Source organism: Ditibartonella apis, assembly GCF_001952075.1.
GTDB classification, from domain to species: Bacteria; Pseudomonadota; Alphaproteobacteria; order Rhizobiales; family Rhizobiaceae; genus Bartonella; species Bartonella apis.
Window position 1 is genome coordinate 253,574 of record NZ_LXYU01000003.1, and the last position, 15,578, is coordinate 269,151.

Genomic DNA, 15,578 nt, shown 5'->3' on the forward strand with positions numbered 1-15,578 from the left:
TTCCGGCTATCATTATTTTAAAGCGTGGACAAATTGGTGCTGTGTGTTAAAAAACATACGTTTGACCAACAGGCACCAACCTTTTCCGACAGGTTCAAAACCTTTTACAATGAGCAGCGAAAAAACACGACGCGATTTTCTTTTTCTTGCGACCGGCGTTGCCGGTGCGCTCGGCGTCGGTTCGGTAGCCTGGCCATTTATCGACCAATTGCGCCCTGATCAAAAGGTTCTGGCAAGTGCCACAATCGAGGTTGATATTTCCGGCATTGAAGAGGGAATGTCGGTTACTGTCAAATGGCGCGGGCAGCCGGTGGTCATTCGCCACCGTACCGAAAAAGAAATTGCCGATGCGCAAAATGTCGATTTGGAAAAGCTCAAGGATAAGGATGCGGCAAATCCCAATCTTGAAGGGAAGCAGCCGGCAACCGATCTTGCCCGCTCGGCGGGGAAGGGGCGAGAACAATGGCTTGTTCTCATTAATATATGCACACATCTTGGTTGTGTGCCGCTCGGGCAGTCGGGTGCTTTTGGCGGATGGTTCTGCCCCTGTCATGGTTCGGTCTATGACACGGCCGGAAGGGTGCGTTCAGGCCCTGCCAATCGCAATCTTGAAATACCGCCTTACCGTTTTTTGTCTGACAGTCTGTTGCAGATCGGATAGATATGATGACAAAGCCTTCATCCTATAATCCGAAATATGCTCTGACACGCTGGCTTGACGCAAGGCTTCCGATTTTGCGTTTTCTCTATAATCTCGGTGTATCTTTTCCGGTGCCGAGAAATCTCAATTATTTCTATACGTTTGGCGGCATCCTCACATTGATGCTGGTATCGCAAATTCTAACCGGCATTGTCATGTCGATGCATTATATACCGGATGTGACATTGGCTTTCGATGCGCGCGAACGTTTCATGCGCGATGGCCAATTCGGTTGGCTCTTCGAGCCATGGCATGCTGTCGGCTCGTCATTCTTTTTTATTGCTGCCTATATCCATCTCGGCCGTGGCCTTTATTATGGCTCTTATAAAAAGCCGCGCGAACTCATCTGGATCATCGGTGTGCTGATCTATCTGGTGATGATGGCAACCGCATTTCTGGGCTATACACTTGTCTGGGGCATGATGTCGACCTCGGCAGCTTCGGTCATTTCCGGCCTTTTCAAGGCCATTCCGGTTATCGGCCCCTGGCTTCATGAAACATTATTGGGCGGTTTCAATGTCGGCCAGCCGACACTCAACCGCTTTTATTCTTTGCATTATCTTTTTCCTTTCATTCTGGTTTTTCTTGTCGGTTTGCATATCTGGGCTGTCCACCATGTCGGGCAGAACAACCCGACAGGGGTAGAGGTGAAATCGTCCTCGGAAACTGTACCTTTCACGCCCTATGCAACGATCAAAGATATTTTTGCAATCAGCGTGTTTCTGATTTTTTTTGCATGGTTTTTGTTTTTTATGCCCGATTATATGGGCCACCCCGATAATTATATTGTCGGTGACACTATGACCACCTCACCGCATATTGTGCCGGAATGGTATTTTCTGCCCTTCTATGCGATGCTGCGCGCAATTACATTCGATTTCGGGCCGATCAGCTCGACATTCGGCGGTGTACTGATATTGATGGCGGCGGTTCTCATCTGGTTATTCGTGCCATGGCTTGACCGCTCGAAAGTGCGTTCTGCGCGCTATCGTCCGGCTTTCAAACTGTTTTATTGGCTGTTTATTGTCGATGTGGTGGCACTTGGAATATTGGGGGCATCCCCGATTACAGAAAGTAGCGTATTCTGGTCGCAAATTGCCACACTTTATTATTTTGTGTTTTTCCTCGTCATCATGCCGTTCTTGCCAAAGTTTGAAAAAACTTTGCCGGTTCCTTCTTCCATTAGCGAAGATCTCGAAAAAAAAGAAGCAAAGGCCAAAGAGGGGTGGCGGCTATGGTAAGAAAACTCTCTCTCTTTTGCCTTGTTGTTATCGCCTTTATTCTTTCGCCTTTTGCTGTTTTTGCCGAAGAGGGCGGCGAGGCGCATTACCCGTTGAAGCTTCCCGAAAAACAGAACTGGAGCTTTTCCGGCCCCTTTGGTACTTATGATCTTCAGCAATTGCAACGCGGCCTCAAGGTTTATAAAGAAGTTTGCTCGACCTGCCATTCCTTGAAATATGTTTCTTTTCGCGATCTTAAGGCACTTGGCTATAGCGACGAACAAATAAAAGCTTTTGCCAAAACCTATGATATTCAGGACGGGCCGAACAGCGAAGGGGAAATGTTTGTTCGAAAAGGCTTGCCGACCGATTATTTTCCTTCACCGTTTCCGAACGTCGAGGCGGCAAAATTTGCCAATAATGGTGCCAATCCGAGCGACCTTTCGCTAATGGCAAAAGCCCGCGCGGTGTCGTTGCCTTTCCCTTCCTTCATTGCCGATATTTTCACCAATTATAACGAAGCAGGGCCTGATTATATTACCGCACTTCTTACCGGTTATAGCGACGCGCCGGAGGGGACGGAAGTAGCGGAAAATAATTGGTACAACCCTTATTTCAATTCGGGAAATGCGCTTGCCATGCCGCCCCCTTTAAGTGATGGCATGGTGGCGTATAATGATGGTACAGAGGAAACAACTGAAAATTACGCCCGTGACGTATCGGCCTTTTTGATGTGGACTGCCGATCCGCATATGGAAACACGCAAGAAGACCGGTTTTCGTGTCATCTTGTTCTTGATAGTTTTTGCCGGCCTTACCTATGCCGTGAAAAGACGCATATGGAATGAATTGGATTGAAAATTGATGACAAATGAAACTCTTGAAGAAACACTGAAAAAAGCGATCCGCACGATTTCGGATTATCCGAAACCGGGAGTTAAATTTCGCGATATTACAACGTTGATGGGCAATGCCGGTGCTTTCCGGCGCACCATTGATGCGCTGGTTTACCCCTATATAGGGCTTAAAGTCGATAAAATTGCCGGTGTGGAAGCACGCGGTTTCATTCTGGGCGGGGCTGTTGCCCACCAGCTTTCGGCAGGCTTCGTGCCAATCAGGAAAAAAGGCAAATTGCCTTATGACACGGTGCGTATTGCCTATAGCCTTGAATATGGCATTGACGAAATGGAAATGCACCGCGATGCGGTGAAACCGGGTGAACGCGTGGTACTGGTTGATGATCTTATCGCCACCGGTGGAACGGCCATTGCTGCAGCCGAGCTGTTGCACCAGATAGATGCGGAAATCGTTGCAGCCTGTTTTGTCATCAATCTGCCCGACCATGGTGGCGCCGACAAGCTTCGCCAATTGGGGGTTGATGTCCATACACTCGTTTCTTATGAAGGCGATTGAAGCTTCACCTCTTGAAAATGTAGTTCGCTTTTAAAATGTGGGGGCGCATTTAAAAGTAACCACAGATGTTTTCAACGAGAGCTGTTTTTTGCTTCGATCCTTTCAAATAAATCAATTTCATAGAGCAGGCGTTTTTTAAAACGCCTGATTGGTTTTGATTTTATTTCTTTCAAACCGGTTTTGAATTTCTATTCGTGGGTGGCTAACGGCCGGTCACCAACAGAACAATCAAATCCAATAGAGCAATCAAATAATGCCGGTTTTTCATTCTCGCCGCACATTCGATGTGTTTTTGGCTTCGCTTTGAAGCTCTTTTGCAATGTTTACCGGTGGGATTCAAAAAATCAAACGGTGAGAGAAACGGACGTTTCAAGCCGGACGGTCTTAAAAAGATATAACGTTCAAAACAGAAAACGTTTGCGGAGCTTGTTTTTTTAAACACAAATTATCCAAAAATACAGAAACTAAATCAAGAAAAAGACTAAAACTTCATTTGAGTAGAACATTATTAAAAATACATAAAATATACTTGAATAGACAATGAAATACTCATTAAAAGAATTATTATAATGAAAAATAAATCAAAAAATAAATAAAAATTGGAACCATTCGAATTTTTATACGTTTCATTAAAGTAATTCAATTTTTTAATGAGGCGTATTAAATGAAAAGACTGGCACTTATCACTGTTTTGGCTGCAACACTCGCTGGAACTGCATTTGCACAATCTCCAAAAATTACAATCGAAGCACCGAAAGAACCGGCTTCGGAAGTCAAGCTGCCGAATGGTGACGTCGTTGTGCGTTATGTCACACCGACCGAAACAGATTTTATTGCTTCGAGCTTGATTGATACAAAAGTTTTGAACAAGCAAGATCAGGCAATCGGCCAGATCAAGGACATTATCATTCGCCAGAATAATGTTGCTGGCATCGTTGTGGGTGTTGGTGGTTTCCTTGGTGTTGGTGAACGTTATGTTGTGGTTGACCCGACAAGCATTTACATGCGCCACGAGAACGGGGCATGGAAGGTTGTCGTGAACGTTACCAAAGAAAGTCTGATGGCTGCTCCCGAATTCAAATATGAAGAGCATAAGAAGCTCTGATTACAAATAACAGTTCGATAGGCGAGAACGCTATCTTCATCGAAAGGTTATTTTTCTATCGAAAGCCTATCGGTTTTCTATGGCCAAGAGTTGAATAAAAGCCGTCCGGAAAAGTTTCCGGACGGCTTTTATATTATCAGTTTTCGAAATTCTCCCGAAAATATTAAAACCGGATTGTTTATCAAAAACCGGCTGGAAAATGAGCAAAACAGGTGCGATTGGTTGTCAGGAGATCAGGAATTATGCTTGAAAAGCATGACATCGCCATCTTCAACAACATAATCCTTGCCTTCGTCGCGTGCCTTGCCTGCTTCTTTTGCCGCAACTTCACCACCAAGATCGACATAGTCCTGATAGGCAATCGTTTGCGCACGGATAAAACCGCGTTCAAAATCGGAATGGATGACACCCGCCGCCTGCGGGGCTTTGGTACCACGTTTGATGGTCCATGCGCGGGTTTCTTTGGGGCCACAGGTAAAATAGGTAATAAGATCAAGGAGATGATAGCCCGCGCGGATCAACCGGTCGAGCCCCGGTTCATGTAACCCCAACTCTTCGAGATATTCTTTGGCTTCCTCTTCCGGCAACTGGGCAACTTCTGCCTCGATTTCAGCCGAAATAATAACACTTTCAGCGCCTTGTTCGGCGGCCATTTTTTCGACAGCTTTCGAAAAATCATTGCCTGTTGCAGCATCGCTTTCGGCAACGTTGCAAACATAAAGCACCGGTTTTGAAGTCAACAAATTGAAGGAATCAAGAATTTGCCTATCATCGGCGGAAATGTCTTTGATAAGGAGCCGCACCGGCTTGCCATTCTGTAAAAGCTTCAAAGCCGCTTCCATCATCGGAAGAACAGTCAAAGCTTCCTTGTCTTTGCCGGTTGCGCGTTTTCTCATTTGCACAATACGCCGCTCGAGACTTTCAAGATCGGCAAGCATCAATTCTGTTTCGACGGTTGCTGCATCCGACACCGGATCAATCCGGCCTTCGACATGGGTGATATCTTCATCAATAAAACAGCGCAGCACATGCACAATGGCATCGACTTCGCGAATATTGGCCAAAAACTGGTTGCCTAGTCCTTCGCCCTTGGAAGCGCCGCGAACAAGGCCGGCAATATCGACAAAGCTGATGCGCGTCGGGATAATTTCTTTTGAACCGGCAATCGCTGCAAGCTTTTTTAACCGCGGATCGGGTACAGCAACTTCGCCGGTATTCGGTTCGATTGTGCAAAAAGGATAATTGGCAGCCTGAGCCGCAGCCGTTTTTGTCAAAGCGTTAAACAGTGTGGATTTGCCCACATTGGGTAATCCGACGATACCACATTTAAAACCCATGGAAATTCTCGCAATCCGGTAAGCTTTTCAACATGACTGGTTCTATAGCACGTTTTTTAACAGAAACCAGTTAAAGAGCCGATTATGATGCGAAAAAGATACAGCTCATAGATTTTTCCAAGGCTTCTCGTTTTTGCCAAAAACTTGCCTATTTTAACCATTGGCTAAACTTTCAGTGTTAGCAACAATCCGATATTTTGTATGGAGTTATCATGAGGCAACTGTCTCGGCGTACATTCATCATTGCAGCACCTTTGGCTCTTGTGGGCTGCGTAAGCAATCAACCTCAAGTTGAACAGTCATGGCCGGTTCCGGCCGATATCAAAGCGCTCTATGGTCCGGTGATGAACGAACCTTATCCGCTTCCGGCTGTTGATATGAGCAAGATCAACCCGAAATACTGGCGCCAGGAAGTGGCATTTAACGGGCCTTATTCACCCGGAACGCTGGTTGTTGATACGCAGGCCCGTTTCCTCTATCTCGTTCAGGAAAACGGGCGTGCACTGCGTTACGGCGTCGGCGTCGGAAAAGCCGGTCTGGCACTCGAAGGTGAAGCCGTCGTTCAATATAAACGCATGTGGCCGATATGGCATCCGACACAGGATATGATGGAGCGCGAACCCGACCGTTACGGACATCTCGGCGATGGCATGCCCGCAGGCCCCGATAATCCATTGGGTGCCCGCGCACTTTACCTTTTCAAAGATGGTCGGGACACATTGTTCAGAATTCATGGTTCCCATGAAGAATGGTCAATCGGCAAGGCAGTTTCGAGCGGGTGTATCCGTTTGCTCAATCAGGATATTATCGATCTTTATGGCCGGGTACCCGAAGGCACCCATGTTATTGTTCTGCAACATAACGAGCAGGGGCTTTCCTGAAATGGTGCCGGAAAACCTGCACCTTGCACCTATAAGAACCTGAAAAATCGGCACTTTGCGTTTAAAAGAGTGTTCCTCTCGCAGCGTAAGATTATCCGGATAAAAGATTATCCGGCTTGAGTATGACAGGCCGGATACATTCGTTGATGGTCGGTGGGATTATTTGCTTGAACAGAGTCACTGGCTTAGTTTTGGATAAAGCCAAGCCGCACATTTTATCGGGTGTATTCGCTTTTAGATGAGTGAAGCGAATTGATCTAGTCGTTATTTTTGAACAGTTTTTTCAACATGTCGGCCATCGGGCCGGTGGCAGGAAGCTCTTTTGCCTTGTGCGGGCGGGCTTGCCGGATGTGGCTCTGGCTTTTGGGCTTGTCGCCGCCAGTTTTGTGCTCGTTTCCAGTTTTGTGCTCGTTTATTGTTTCACTCTCGTGAGCCAATGATATACGGTTCATAAACAGGCTGTCTTTGCCGTTTACGAGCAAGCCGAGATTGTCAGCAAGCGATTGGAGAAGGGGATCAAGCCATTCATGATCGGTTTTGGAGAAATTGCCGAGCACATGGTTTGTCACTTGTTCCTTTGATGGGGGATGGCCGATGCCGATACGAATGCGGCGGTAATTATTGCCGCAATGGGCGTCAATCGATTTGATGCCGTTGTGGCCGCCGCTGGAGCCACCGGTTTTGACACGCAATTTGCCCGGCACAAGGTCGAGTTCATCGTGAATGACAATGATGTTTTCCGGTTGCAGCTTATAAAAGCGCATCGCTTCGCCAACAGCCTGACCGGAAAGATTCATATAGGTTTGAGGTTTGAGAAGAAGGACTTTTTCGCCTTCTATCGTTCCACTGGAAATAAGTGCGTTAAACTTTTTATTCCACGATGAGAACTTGTATTTGCGATTGATTTCGTCAACCGCCATAAAACCGATATTGTGCCGGTTATCCTGATATTCGATACCGGGATTGCCGAGACCGGCAATGAGCAACATGGATAAACCTCACTTGGAAAGAAAAGGCGGAAAAAATTTTCCCGCCTTTTTTAAAAAAATTATTCAGCTTTTTCTTCAGTTGTCTCAGCAGGTGTTTCTTCTGTTGCTGCTGTGGCTTCATCAGTTGCCGGTGTTTCATCTTCAACAGGCAATGCAACAGGAGCTGCAATGGTTGCAATGGTGAAATCGCGGTCTTTGATGAGCGGCGTAACACCTTCCGGCAATTTGATGTCGGAAATGTGGACGGAATCACCAACTTCCAAACCGGTAAGATCAACCTTGATAGCTTCCGGAATGTGGTGAGCCGGAACTGCAAGTTCGACTTCGTGGCGAACAATGTTCAAAACGCCACCGGTCTTGATGCCGGGAGCTTCTTCCTCGTTGAGGAAGTGAACAGGAACATTGACGTGAACAACCGATTTCTCTGTAACACGCAAGAAATCGACGTGCATCGGGAAGTCACGAACCGGATCAAGCTGGAAATCGGTCGGCAAAACTTCAATCTTCTCGTTGCCGACTTCGATTGTGGCAATCGTTGTGAAGAATGCGCCACCATGGATCTTGTAAAAGATATCCTTATAGGGAAGAGCAATAGAAAGTGCCGGCTTTTTGTCGCCGTAAATAACTGCTGGAACAAGACCGTTGCGGCGAAGGTGACGAGAGGACCCCTTACCAACCCGTTCGCGTGCTTCGGCCTTGAGTGTGTAAACTTTACTCATGGCTTAAGTCCTTTTCAAAAATTGGAGATCCATGCGGGGAACTTTCAACAGCTCCGGACATGAATATGGAAAAAGGCAAAGATTATCCCTTAATCCATTCCGCGTTGCCTCCAAGGGTGTCGACGCGGATTGGGGTGCTATAATGGAAAGATTGCGAGCTTGCAAGAGTTGTGGGAAAAAATGACGTTTTTTCCACCTTTCGGCAAGGAAATGGTAAAAGGAACCATGCGAAAAGAATCAACCACATTTTTTAAAGCGGGTCTATTTCTGTTTCAAAATCCCATTTGTCATGTGATGGGTCGGCAATGACGGTCGATATCAATCTCGGAACCATCTTTGAACGCGGAGCGCTCAAGGGCTCGAAAGTGGCGAGCCTTGATCTGGAAGAATTATTGGCAACCCGCTTATTGGTACAGGGCAATTCCGGCTCGGGAAAATCGCATTTGTTGCGCAGGCTTCTTGAACAAAGTGCCCATTGGGTTCAGCAATGCGTGATCGACCCTGAAGGCGATTTTGTTACGCTTGCCGACAAGTTCGGTCATGTGGTTGTTGAAGCACAACGCACCGAACTTGAATTAACACGTATTGCCGCGCGTGTGCGCCAGCATCGCGTGTCCGCCATTTTGAATCTGGAAGGGCTTGATACCGAGCAGCAAATGCGCGCTGCTGCGGCCTTTCTTGGCGGGCTTTTTGATGCTGAACGCGATTATTGGTATCCGCTTCTGGTGGTGGTTGACGAGGCGCAATTGTTTGCACCCGCTGCCGCTGGTGACGTCTCGGACGAAGCGCGCAAGCTTTCGCTTGGTGCTATGACCAATCTCATGTGTCGTGGCAGAAAACGCGGACTTGCCGGTGTTATTGCCACCCAGCGTCTTGCAAAGCTTGCAAAAAATGTTGCTGCCGAAGCTTCCAACTTTTTGATGGGGCGCACATTTCTTGACATTGATATGGCGCGTGCTGCCGATCTTTTAGGTATGGAGCGCCGTCAGGCGGAAATGTTCCGCGATCTTGAACGCGGTCATTTTGTAGCGCTCGGTCCGGCCTTGTCGCGTCGCCCGCTTCATGTGGTCATTGGCCCCGTGGAAACGGCTGCCCGTTCGACAAGTCCGAAGCTTGTTCCTTTGCCGCAAGCGCCGGTTGACGCCGAAGACCTGATTTTTACGCCTTCACCTGAAGAAATGATTATGCCGGTGCGCCGTACACCGCCGCCGACACCTCCCAAACCCACCAATGAATTATTGGAAGAGCTGGTGCGCCAGAAACAGGAAGAGCCGCAAGAACCGCAAAGCCTCTTTCCTGAAATTGACGAAAAGGAACGCGAAGCCGAACTTGATGTGGTGCTGCGCGAAATCGTTGATGACAAGGATGCCTCTTTCCGCTCGATTGCAGTGCTTTATCAGGATTTTCTGGTGCGTTGTCGAATTCATCGTGTTCAGGGTGAACCGCTTGATCTTGCCCAATTCAGGCGCAAGCTTGCTGTTGCACAGGCTGCTATTGACGAAGATATGGCTGCAAGTGAAACCTGGCAAAAGGCTTTGCAACTTTCCGAAACGCTGACGGATGATATTCAGGGTGTATTTTTGAATGTCGCTGAAGCTGCGGTAAGCGGCAAGCCTTGCCCCTCCGATGCAACGCTTGCCCGCCTTTATGGTACCCATTCGCTAAGCCGCGCCCGTCATCTTCTGACCTATTTCGAAGAACGCGGGCTTTTGGTGGTAAGAACCGATTTCGGCGGTAAACGCATTGCTGCTTTTCCCGAACTCGGACTTGAAACATTGCCGGGAGATCCCGAAGCCCCCGATAATCTCGTCAGCAGGGAAGATGCGGCAGAATAGCAATTTTTTAAGCTGATAATCAGTCGACAATTTTTTTGTAGTTCAGGACGAGGATTTTTGAAGAAATTTCTGGTTGCTATTCCGGTTGTTCGTTTTTTCGGAAACGGGCACGATAGGCGCAATCATGATAACACTGTAAAAAAAATGCGGTGATAAGCAAAGTTTTGTCGTGGGGAAAATCGGGAATAATGTTTGCCGATTATCTGGTCTTGATGACTGAGGGCAAAAAGAGGCTGAAAAAATTTTTCAATGATGACGGACTCTATTTGAAGCAGCGTCGCATATCGTCAGATGTTTGTTTTTTATCACGTAAAAAGCTTTTAACGGATGAAAAATTGAAATTTAAAAAAAATGGCGGGAGGCTTGGGGAGAAGAGATAATTGGGGAAGAGATAAAAGGGAAGAGATAAAAGGGAAGAGGTTTTCTTCAAGCTTTTTGACTTATCGGAGAAAGTTTAGGCATTTTAACAAAATTATGAAGAGGTTGGAGACAAAGCAAGAATATCCGGACTATCCGGCAAAACCGGTTTAACAAAATGTAACAATGAGCCGGAAAAAAGAGTGCTAATGAACCGGAAAAAGTTCAGCTGATAAAACAGTCCGGTGTTGATAAAAGGCCGCAGAAACAAAATCTCTGCGACCCTTTTTTTCGTTAACAAATGAAACTTTTAATCAAACAGGCTTGAAACCGATTGTTCGGCTGCTGTGCGCGAAATAGCCTCGCCGATAAGGTCAGAAATGGGCAGAACACGGATATTGGGTGCCTGCTCGACCGCGGGGGTCGGCATAATAGAATTGGTAATGACCAGTTCTTTAAGCTTTGAAGCAGTGATGCGGGCAATAGCCCCGCCCGAAAGAACGCCGTGAGTTATATAGGCGGTGACGCTTTTTGCGCCTTTTTTCAAAAGGGCTTCGGCTGCATTGCAAAGCGTGCCGCCGGAATCGACAATATCATCAAGCAAAAGACAATCTTTTCCTGAAACGTCACCGATAACATTCATAACTTCCGATTCGCCCGGCCGTTCGCGGCGTTTGTCGACGATGGCAAGCAAGCAATCCAGACGTTTGGCAAGAGAACGGGCGCGAACCACGCCACCGACATCCGGCGACACAACCATAACATTTTTGAGGGAATAGTTGTTTTTGACATCGCGTGCAATGACGGGAACCGCATAAAGATTATCGGTCGGAATATCGAAAAAGCCTTGTATCTGGCCGGCATGAAGATCAAGCGTCAAAACGCGGCTTGCACCGGCTTCTGTCAAAAGATTGGCAACCAGTTTGGCCGAAATCGGTGTTCTGGGGCCGGGTTTGCGGTCTTGTCTTGCGTAACCGAAATAAGGAATAACGGCTGTAATACGGCGTGCCGATGCACGACGAACCGCATCAATCATAATGAGCAGTTCCATCAAATGGTCATTGGCGGGATAGGATGTCGACTGGATGAGGAACACATCTTCACCGCGAACATTTTCGTGGAGTTCAACAAAAATTTCCTGATCGGCAAAGCGTCTCACCGTTGCTTTACCCATGGGAATGTTGAGATATTTTGTTACGTCTTCGGCAAGGCGTGGGTTGGAATTGCCGCAGAAAAGTTTCATGGCTTGGCCTCTGGCTCTAAAGAAAACAGACTTTCTGCGTGCGGTTTTAACTTTTTGTTATCAGATTGCAAGGGTTCAAATTGTCACTTCGGCCTTTTTCTATTTGACTGTTTTGTTTTTGCACCGTTTATCAAATGATATTCACAAGTTGCAAACAATCTTCACTTCTATGATGATTGAATAATCAACTGTAGAAAAGCAAACTGTTATTATCCGCATTAAACGGCTTGAGAGGAAAAACGGATGCGTTTTACCGCGGAATTTTTAAAAAACGGATTTTCTTTAAAGACAAAAGATTTGAACCGATGCAACCATTAAAAACGAACCCGATCATAAAGATGAGGCGTGACCGTGCCAATAATCGGCTTTTGATTGGTCGCCATTGAGGCCGGCTAAAGGCCTTGCTTTATTTTTCCGGTGCCTCATAGCAGAAAAATGGCCGGAACCAACGACGGAATTTCATTATCCAATCTTTGTCCGAATGATGCAAAATTGATTGTTGAATGCTGACGTTTCATCAGAGGCTGAAAAAACGGAATAGCCAGACAAGATCCGGAATGGGGTTGATGCAAAATTGGAATTCGTTGAACCCGCACCAACGAATGAACACAGGCTCAACAAGGAACAAGTTTATTCGAGTGTGATGACCGATATCTGGCGGCCATAATCCGGCTCGTCACGATGTGTCTTGCGACGATAGGAGAAAAACCTTTTCTCGTCACCATAAGTACAAAGCTTCAGGCAATTGCCATGAACGCCGGCATCATCAAGACGGTTTTGAACGAAGTCCCAAAGGTTGAAGAAAAAATGCTCGAAACGGCCGGATGGAACAAAGAATTTCTCGTAAGAAGCATGTTCATTGACAAAAGTCTCATAAAATTCTTTGCCAACTTCATAATGTTTCGGGCCAATCGACGGCCCTAATGTTGCAACAATATCATTCCGTTTTGCACCCAATGTTTCCATTGCCGCAACGGTGTTTTCGACAACGCCGGCAAGAGCACCCCGCCAACCGGCATGGGCAGCACCGATCACATGGGCTTTCGGGTCGGCAAACAGCACCGGCCCGCAATCTGCCGATAAAATGCCGAGCGCCAGTCCCTTTTTGTTGGTCACCAATGCATCGGCACGGGGGCGTTCGCCTTTTATCGGTTCATTGACGATCAAGGCATGCGGGGAATGGATTTGATAGAGATTAACGAGGTTTTCCGGTTTCACCCCCATATAGTCGGCAACAATAGCGCGATTTTTTTCGATGTTTTCTTTATCGTCATTAGAGCCGCGCCCGAGGTTCAAGCTCTCGTAAATGCCGCGTGATACACCGCCCTGACGGGTAAAAAAAGCGTGGCGGATGCCTTCTTTTTCCAAGACTTTAAGGGATGGTGAAAAAACAGGCGATGGTGATAGTAACATGTGAGCGACCATTGTTATTTCGTCGGCTTATCGTGGCGTTTTCAAAACCGGTTGTCAATTATGGGAAGTATTATTGGCAGTAAACAACCGGTGAAGACCTGTTTTACTGTCGCTTAAGGAAAGTACTTTGAAAAGTGTTCCCATTTCTTCGGGGGCTGCCAATCTTTCAACATCAAGGCGAATTTTTTCCTGTACGATCGGGCTTTTATTCGCGCCGAGCTGGCCTGCACGCTCGATCAGTCCCATGCCTGTCAGAAATGCGCCTTGTGTGATGACGCCCGATAGAATGCCGTGGCGTTTTGCAACTATTTCTAGCGAAGAAAAATCGACATGGCTGGTCAAATCATCTTTTCCCGGAGCGGAAAAAACATTTTTGAATTTGTGACGGGATATAGCCTGTAACGTATCCCCATAGGGAAGACCGGTGCTGCCATAATCAATAAACAGTGCCGAGCCACGCGCCGTTGAAATGTGTTTTAAAACCTGTTCCACAAATTGCATTCTTGCAGGCGAAAGTTCCAAGACCGAACCATCCGGCAAATCCTGATATTTCTTCGGCAAGCTTGTTTGATCAAGCACATTGCTACCGACGGCAAACTCCAGTTGATCGTTGTCGTCTATTCCAATAAGCCGTTCGTGCCATTGACTGTCGATTTTGACGAATTGGTCTATCGGCAAAGCATCAAGAAATTCGTTTGCTACAAGGATGAGCGGATCGTCGGGGAGTTTATTGAAATCCTTTAGCCAATGGATTTTATCATCATAAGAAGAAAGAGCCTGTTTTTGTGCTTCTACAAGCTTGTCGGAGGTTTCGACCATGAATACTTTCGACGCTTTAAAACATTCGGGCGAAAGTTTTGCAACAACACGCAACAAATCCTGCATGAGTGTGCCGCGCCCCGGTCCCAACTCGCAAAGGCTGAAGGATGACGGTTTGTTCAACCGATTGAAAGTTTCAATCACCCAGACACCGATAAGTTCGCCAAACATCTGGCTTATTTCAGGTGCGGTAATAAAATCACCTTCTTTACCGAACGGTGTTTCATGTTTGTAATAGCCGTTTTGATCGTCGCTCAAGGCCAGCGTCATGAAGGTACTCACCCGCATCGGTCCCTGAAGGGCAATCAACTCGCAAATTTTTGTTTTAAGATCAGCCATCGTTTTTTATCGAATGAAGATCGGCCTTGTTTTTTGGAGCGTATTTGAAAGCCCGCCAAATGGCATAAAGGCCGAATAGCACCATGGGAAGCGACAATGCCATGCCATAGGTAAAGCCGGTGTTGGAAAAAACACTGCTGAACCATTCCGGATCTTCACCGGGTACGCGGAATATTTCCGAAATCATGCGTGCTATACCATAGCCGAAAATGAAGGTGCCTGAAACAATGCCGGGCTTGCGCAAGGCTTTGAATGCAAAAACAAGAATGGCAAGCACGATGAACAATATGAGCCCTTCCATCAGCGCTTCATAAATCTGGCTCGGGTGGCGGGGAAGATAATCGGGATCACGCGGAAAACACACCGCCCACGCAACATTTGTCACGTTGCCCCATAGCTCCTGATTGATAAAGTTACAAATGCGCACCACACCAAGGCCGACAGGCACACCCGCAGCGATTGTATCAAACATCGTCCAAATGCCGATTTTGTGTTTTACGGCAAACCAGATCATGGCGATAATGGTGCCGATCAGCCCACCATGAAAGGCCATGCCGCCGTCCCAGACGGCAATGATTTCAGCCGGATGGCTGAAATAATATTGCGGATCCCAGAATAAAACCTGCCCGAGACGCCCGCCAACGACAACGCCGATAGCTGCCCAAACCACAAAATCACCCAATAATTGCGGGGTCATTGGCGGGGTTTCATTGTACCAGAGCGATTTGTGTTTTAACAAAAAGGTGCCATACCACCAGGCAAAAAGGATGCCGATAACATAGCCAAGGCCGTACCAATGAAGTGCAACAGGTCCGATTTCTACAATGATTGGATTGAGAAAATCGGGAAATGCAATGGCGGGACAGTTGGGCAAATCGTTCATGACAAACTATTCAATCCTGAATTTTTGCAGCCGAAGATGACCGAGGAACGGGTTCCGGTCAACCCTCTATTGCTTGTAAAGTCAATTGTCAGCTTTTAAAAAAAATCTGAAACCATAGGAAGTGGCATAAAGGACAGTTGCAACTTAGGCTCTAAAATTATGTGGTTAAAAGCTTTTATGTTTTTTAGCTAAAAAGTGTTTTTATGTTTATGTTTCGTGATGTGGGGACAAAGAGATGACAAATCGCCTATCCTCATTTTTAAAAAATGTTCTATATGTTAGCCTGAATTGATTTTTTAATGGGCGTCTAAACAGTTTTAAAAAGG

At 46.8% G+C, this 15,578-nt stretch carries 14 protein-coding genes; 7 read left to right on the top strand and 7 right to left on the bottom strand.

The annotated features are described in order from the left end of the window. Positions 1 to 109 precede the first annotated feature (109 nt). The 5 genes from petA to PEB0122_RS08025 all read left to right on the top strand — a co-directional run bounded on the left by petA (position 110) and on the right by PEB0122_RS08025 (position 4,437). Complete coding sequence (petA, locus tag PEB0122_RS08000; RefSeq protein ID WP_075916865.1) at positions 110 to 661, top strand: ubiquinol-cytochrome c reductase iron-sulfur subunit; 552 nt, start codon at positions 110 to 112, stop codon at positions 659 to 661. A 5-nt stretch (positions 662 to 666) separates the two neighbouring features. After that, entirely contained in the window at positions 667 to 1,941 is a 1,275-nt protein-coding gene (locus PEB0122_RS08005; RefSeq protein WP_075916867.1) for a cytochrome b, read from the top strand. Beyond that, positions 1,935 to 2,777, top strand: a complete 843-nt coding sequence (locus PEB0122_RS08010) for a cytochrome c1 (protein ID WP_075916607.1) — start codon at positions 1,935 to 1,937, stop codon at positions 2,775 to 2,777. The genes PEB0122_RS08005 and PEB0122_RS08010 overlap by 7 nt, the downstream gene beginning before the upstream one ends. Positions 2,778 to 2,783: 6 nt before the next feature. Beyond that, a complete protein-coding gene (locus tag PEB0122_RS08015) occupies positions 2,784 to 3,332 on the top strand; it encodes an adenine phosphoribosyltransferase (RefSeq protein ID WP_075868915.1) in 549 nt (182 codons plus the stop codon). Between the two features lie 664 nt (positions 3,333 to 3,996). After that, the gene (locus tag PEB0122_RS08025; RefSeq protein ID WP_075868913.1) at positions 3,997 to 4,437 is read left to right on the top strand and encodes a PRC-barrel domain-containing protein; all 441 of its coding nucleotides are present in this window, start codon (positions 3,997 to 3,999) and stop codon (positions 4,435 to 4,437) included. A 233-nt stretch (positions 4,438 to 4,670) separates the two neighbouring features. On the opposite strand, the gene ychF is transcribed toward PEB0122_RS08025, so the two are convergent. Next, positions 4,671 to 5,774, bottom strand: a complete 1,104-nt coding sequence (gene ychF, locus PEB0122_RS08030; RefSeq protein ID WP_075868912.1) for a redox-regulated ATPase YchF — start codon at positions 5,772 to 5,774, stop codon at positions 4,671 to 4,673. Positions 5,775 to 5,986: 212 nt separating this feature from the next. Between ychF and PEB0122_RS08035 the strand changes: the two genes are divergently transcribed. Next, on the top strand, positions 5,987 to 6,655 hold the full coding sequence (locus PEB0122_RS08035) for a L,D-transpeptidase (RefSeq protein ID WP_075868911.1): 669 nt from the start codon (positions 5,987 to 5,989) through the stop codon (positions 6,653 to 6,655). Positions 6,656 to 6,912: 257 nt separating this feature from the next. Here the strand turns inward: PEB0122_RS08035 and pth are convergent, their stop codons facing one another. Continuing rightward, positions 6,913 to 7,644 carry an aminoacyl-tRNA hydrolase gene (pth, locus tag PEB0122_RS08040; RefSeq protein ID WP_075916611.1) on the bottom strand — a complete coding sequence of 244 codons (732 nt, stop codon included), beginning with the start codon at positions 7,642 to 7,644 and terminating at the stop codon, positions 6,913 to 6,915. Positions 7,645 to 7,703: 59 nt separating this feature from the next. Further along, positions 7,704 to 8,363, bottom strand: coding sequence for a 50S ribosomal protein L25/general stress protein Ctc (locus PEB0122_RS08045; protein ID WP_075868909.1), 660 nt, complete (start codon positions 8,361 to 8,363; stop codon positions 7,704 to 7,706). Between the two features lie 305 nt (positions 8,364 to 8,668). Between PEB0122_RS08045 and PEB0122_RS08050 the strand changes: the two genes are divergently transcribed. Continuing rightward, complete coding sequence (locus PEB0122_RS08050; protein ID WP_075868908.1) at positions 8,669 to 10,198, top strand: helicase HerA domain-containing protein; 1,530 nt, start codon at positions 8,669 to 8,671, stop codon at positions 10,196 to 10,198. A gap of 667 nt (positions 10,199 to 10,865) precedes the next feature. On the opposite strand, the gene PEB0122_RS08065 is transcribed toward PEB0122_RS08050, so the two are convergent. The 4 genes from PEB0122_RS08065 to lgt form a co-directional block, all read right to left on the bottom strand. Then, complete coding sequence (locus tag PEB0122_RS08065; protein WP_075868906.1) at positions 10,866 to 11,798, bottom strand: ribose-phosphate pyrophosphokinase; 933 nt, start codon at positions 11,796 to 11,798, stop codon at positions 10,866 to 10,868. 630 nt (positions 11,799 to 12,428) lie between these two features. Further along, positions 12,429 to 13,211: a peptidoglycan editing factor PgeF gene (gene pgeF / locus PEB0122_RS08075; protein WP_075916869.1), complete on the bottom strand. Its 783-nt coding sequence runs from the start codon at positions 13,209 to 13,211 to the stop codon at positions 12,429 to 12,431. Positions 13,212 to 13,265: 54 nt separating this feature from the next. After that, positions 13,266 to 14,369 carry a class I SAM-dependent methyltransferase gene (locus PEB0122_RS08080; protein WP_075916619.1) on the bottom strand — a complete coding sequence of 368 codons (1,104 nt, stop codon included), beginning with the start codon at positions 14,367 to 14,369 and terminating at the stop codon, positions 13,266 to 13,268. Further along, complete coding sequence (lgt, locus tag PEB0122_RS08085) at positions 14,362 to 15,252, bottom strand: prolipoprotein diacylglyceryl transferase (RefSeq protein WP_075916621.1); 891 nt, start codon at positions 15,250 to 15,252, stop codon at positions 14,362 to 14,364. Before lgt ends, PEB0122_RS08080 begins: the two co-directional genes overlap by 8 nt. Between the last annotated feature and the right edge of the window lie 326 nt (positions 15,253 to 15,578).

Excerpts from the sequence above, each read along its gene's own strand:
- pgeF (WP_075916869.1), bottom strand. The coding sequence starts at position 13,211 with ATGTTACTATCACCATCGCCTGTTTTTTCACCATCCCTTAAAGTCTTG.
- PEB0122_RS08015 (WP_075868915.1), top strand. The coding sequence starts at position 2,784 with ATGACAAATGAAACTCTTGAAGAAACACTGAAAAAAGCGATCCGCACG.
- PEB0122_RS08025 (WP_075868913.1), top strand. The coding sequence starts at position 3,997 with ATGAAAAGACTGGCACTTATCACTGTTTTGGCTGCAACACTCGCTGGA.
- PEB0122_RS08010 (WP_075916607.1), top strand. The coding sequence starts at position 1,935 with ATGGTAAGAAAACTCTCTCTCTTTTGCCTTGTTGTTATCGCCTTTATT.
- PEB0122_RS08005 (WP_075916867.1), top strand. The coding sequence starts at position 667 with ATGACAAAGCCTTCATCCTATAATCCGAAATATGCTCTGACACGCTGG.
- PEB0122_RS08080 (WP_075916619.1), bottom strand. The coding sequence starts at position 14,369 with ATGGCTGATCTTAAAACAAAAATTTGCGAGTTGATTGCCCTTCAGGGA.
- PEB0122_RS08050 (WP_075868908.1), top strand. The coding sequence starts at position 8,669 with ATGACGGTCGATATCAATCTCGGAACCATCTTTGAACGCGGAGCGCTC.
- lgt (WP_075916621.1), bottom strand. The coding sequence starts at position 15,252 with ATGAACGATTTGCCCAACTGTCCCGCCATTGCATTTCCCGATTTTCTC.
- PEB0122_RS08045 (WP_075868909.1), bottom strand. The coding sequence starts at position 8,363 with ATGAGTAAAGTTTACACACTCAAGGCCGAAGCACGCGAACGGGTTGGT.
- PEB0122_RS08065 (WP_075868906.1), bottom strand. The coding sequence starts at position 11,798 with ATGAAACTTTTCTGCGGCAATTCCAACCCACGCCTTGCCGAAGACGTA.
- pth (WP_075916611.1), bottom strand. The coding sequence starts at position 7,644 with ATGTTGCTCATTGCCGGTCTCGGCAATCCCGGTATCGAATATCAGGAT.
- petA (WP_075916865.1), top strand. The coding sequence starts at position 110 with ATGAGCAGCGAAAAAACACGACGCGATTTTCTTTTTCTTGCGACCGGC.
- PEB0122_RS08035 (WP_075868911.1), top strand. The coding sequence starts at position 5,987 with ATGAGGCAACTGTCTCGGCGTACATTCATCATTGCAGCACCTTTGGCT.
- ychF (WP_075868912.1), bottom strand. The coding sequence starts at position 5,774 with ATGGGTTTTAAATGTGGTATCGTCGGATTACCCAATGTGGGCAAATCC.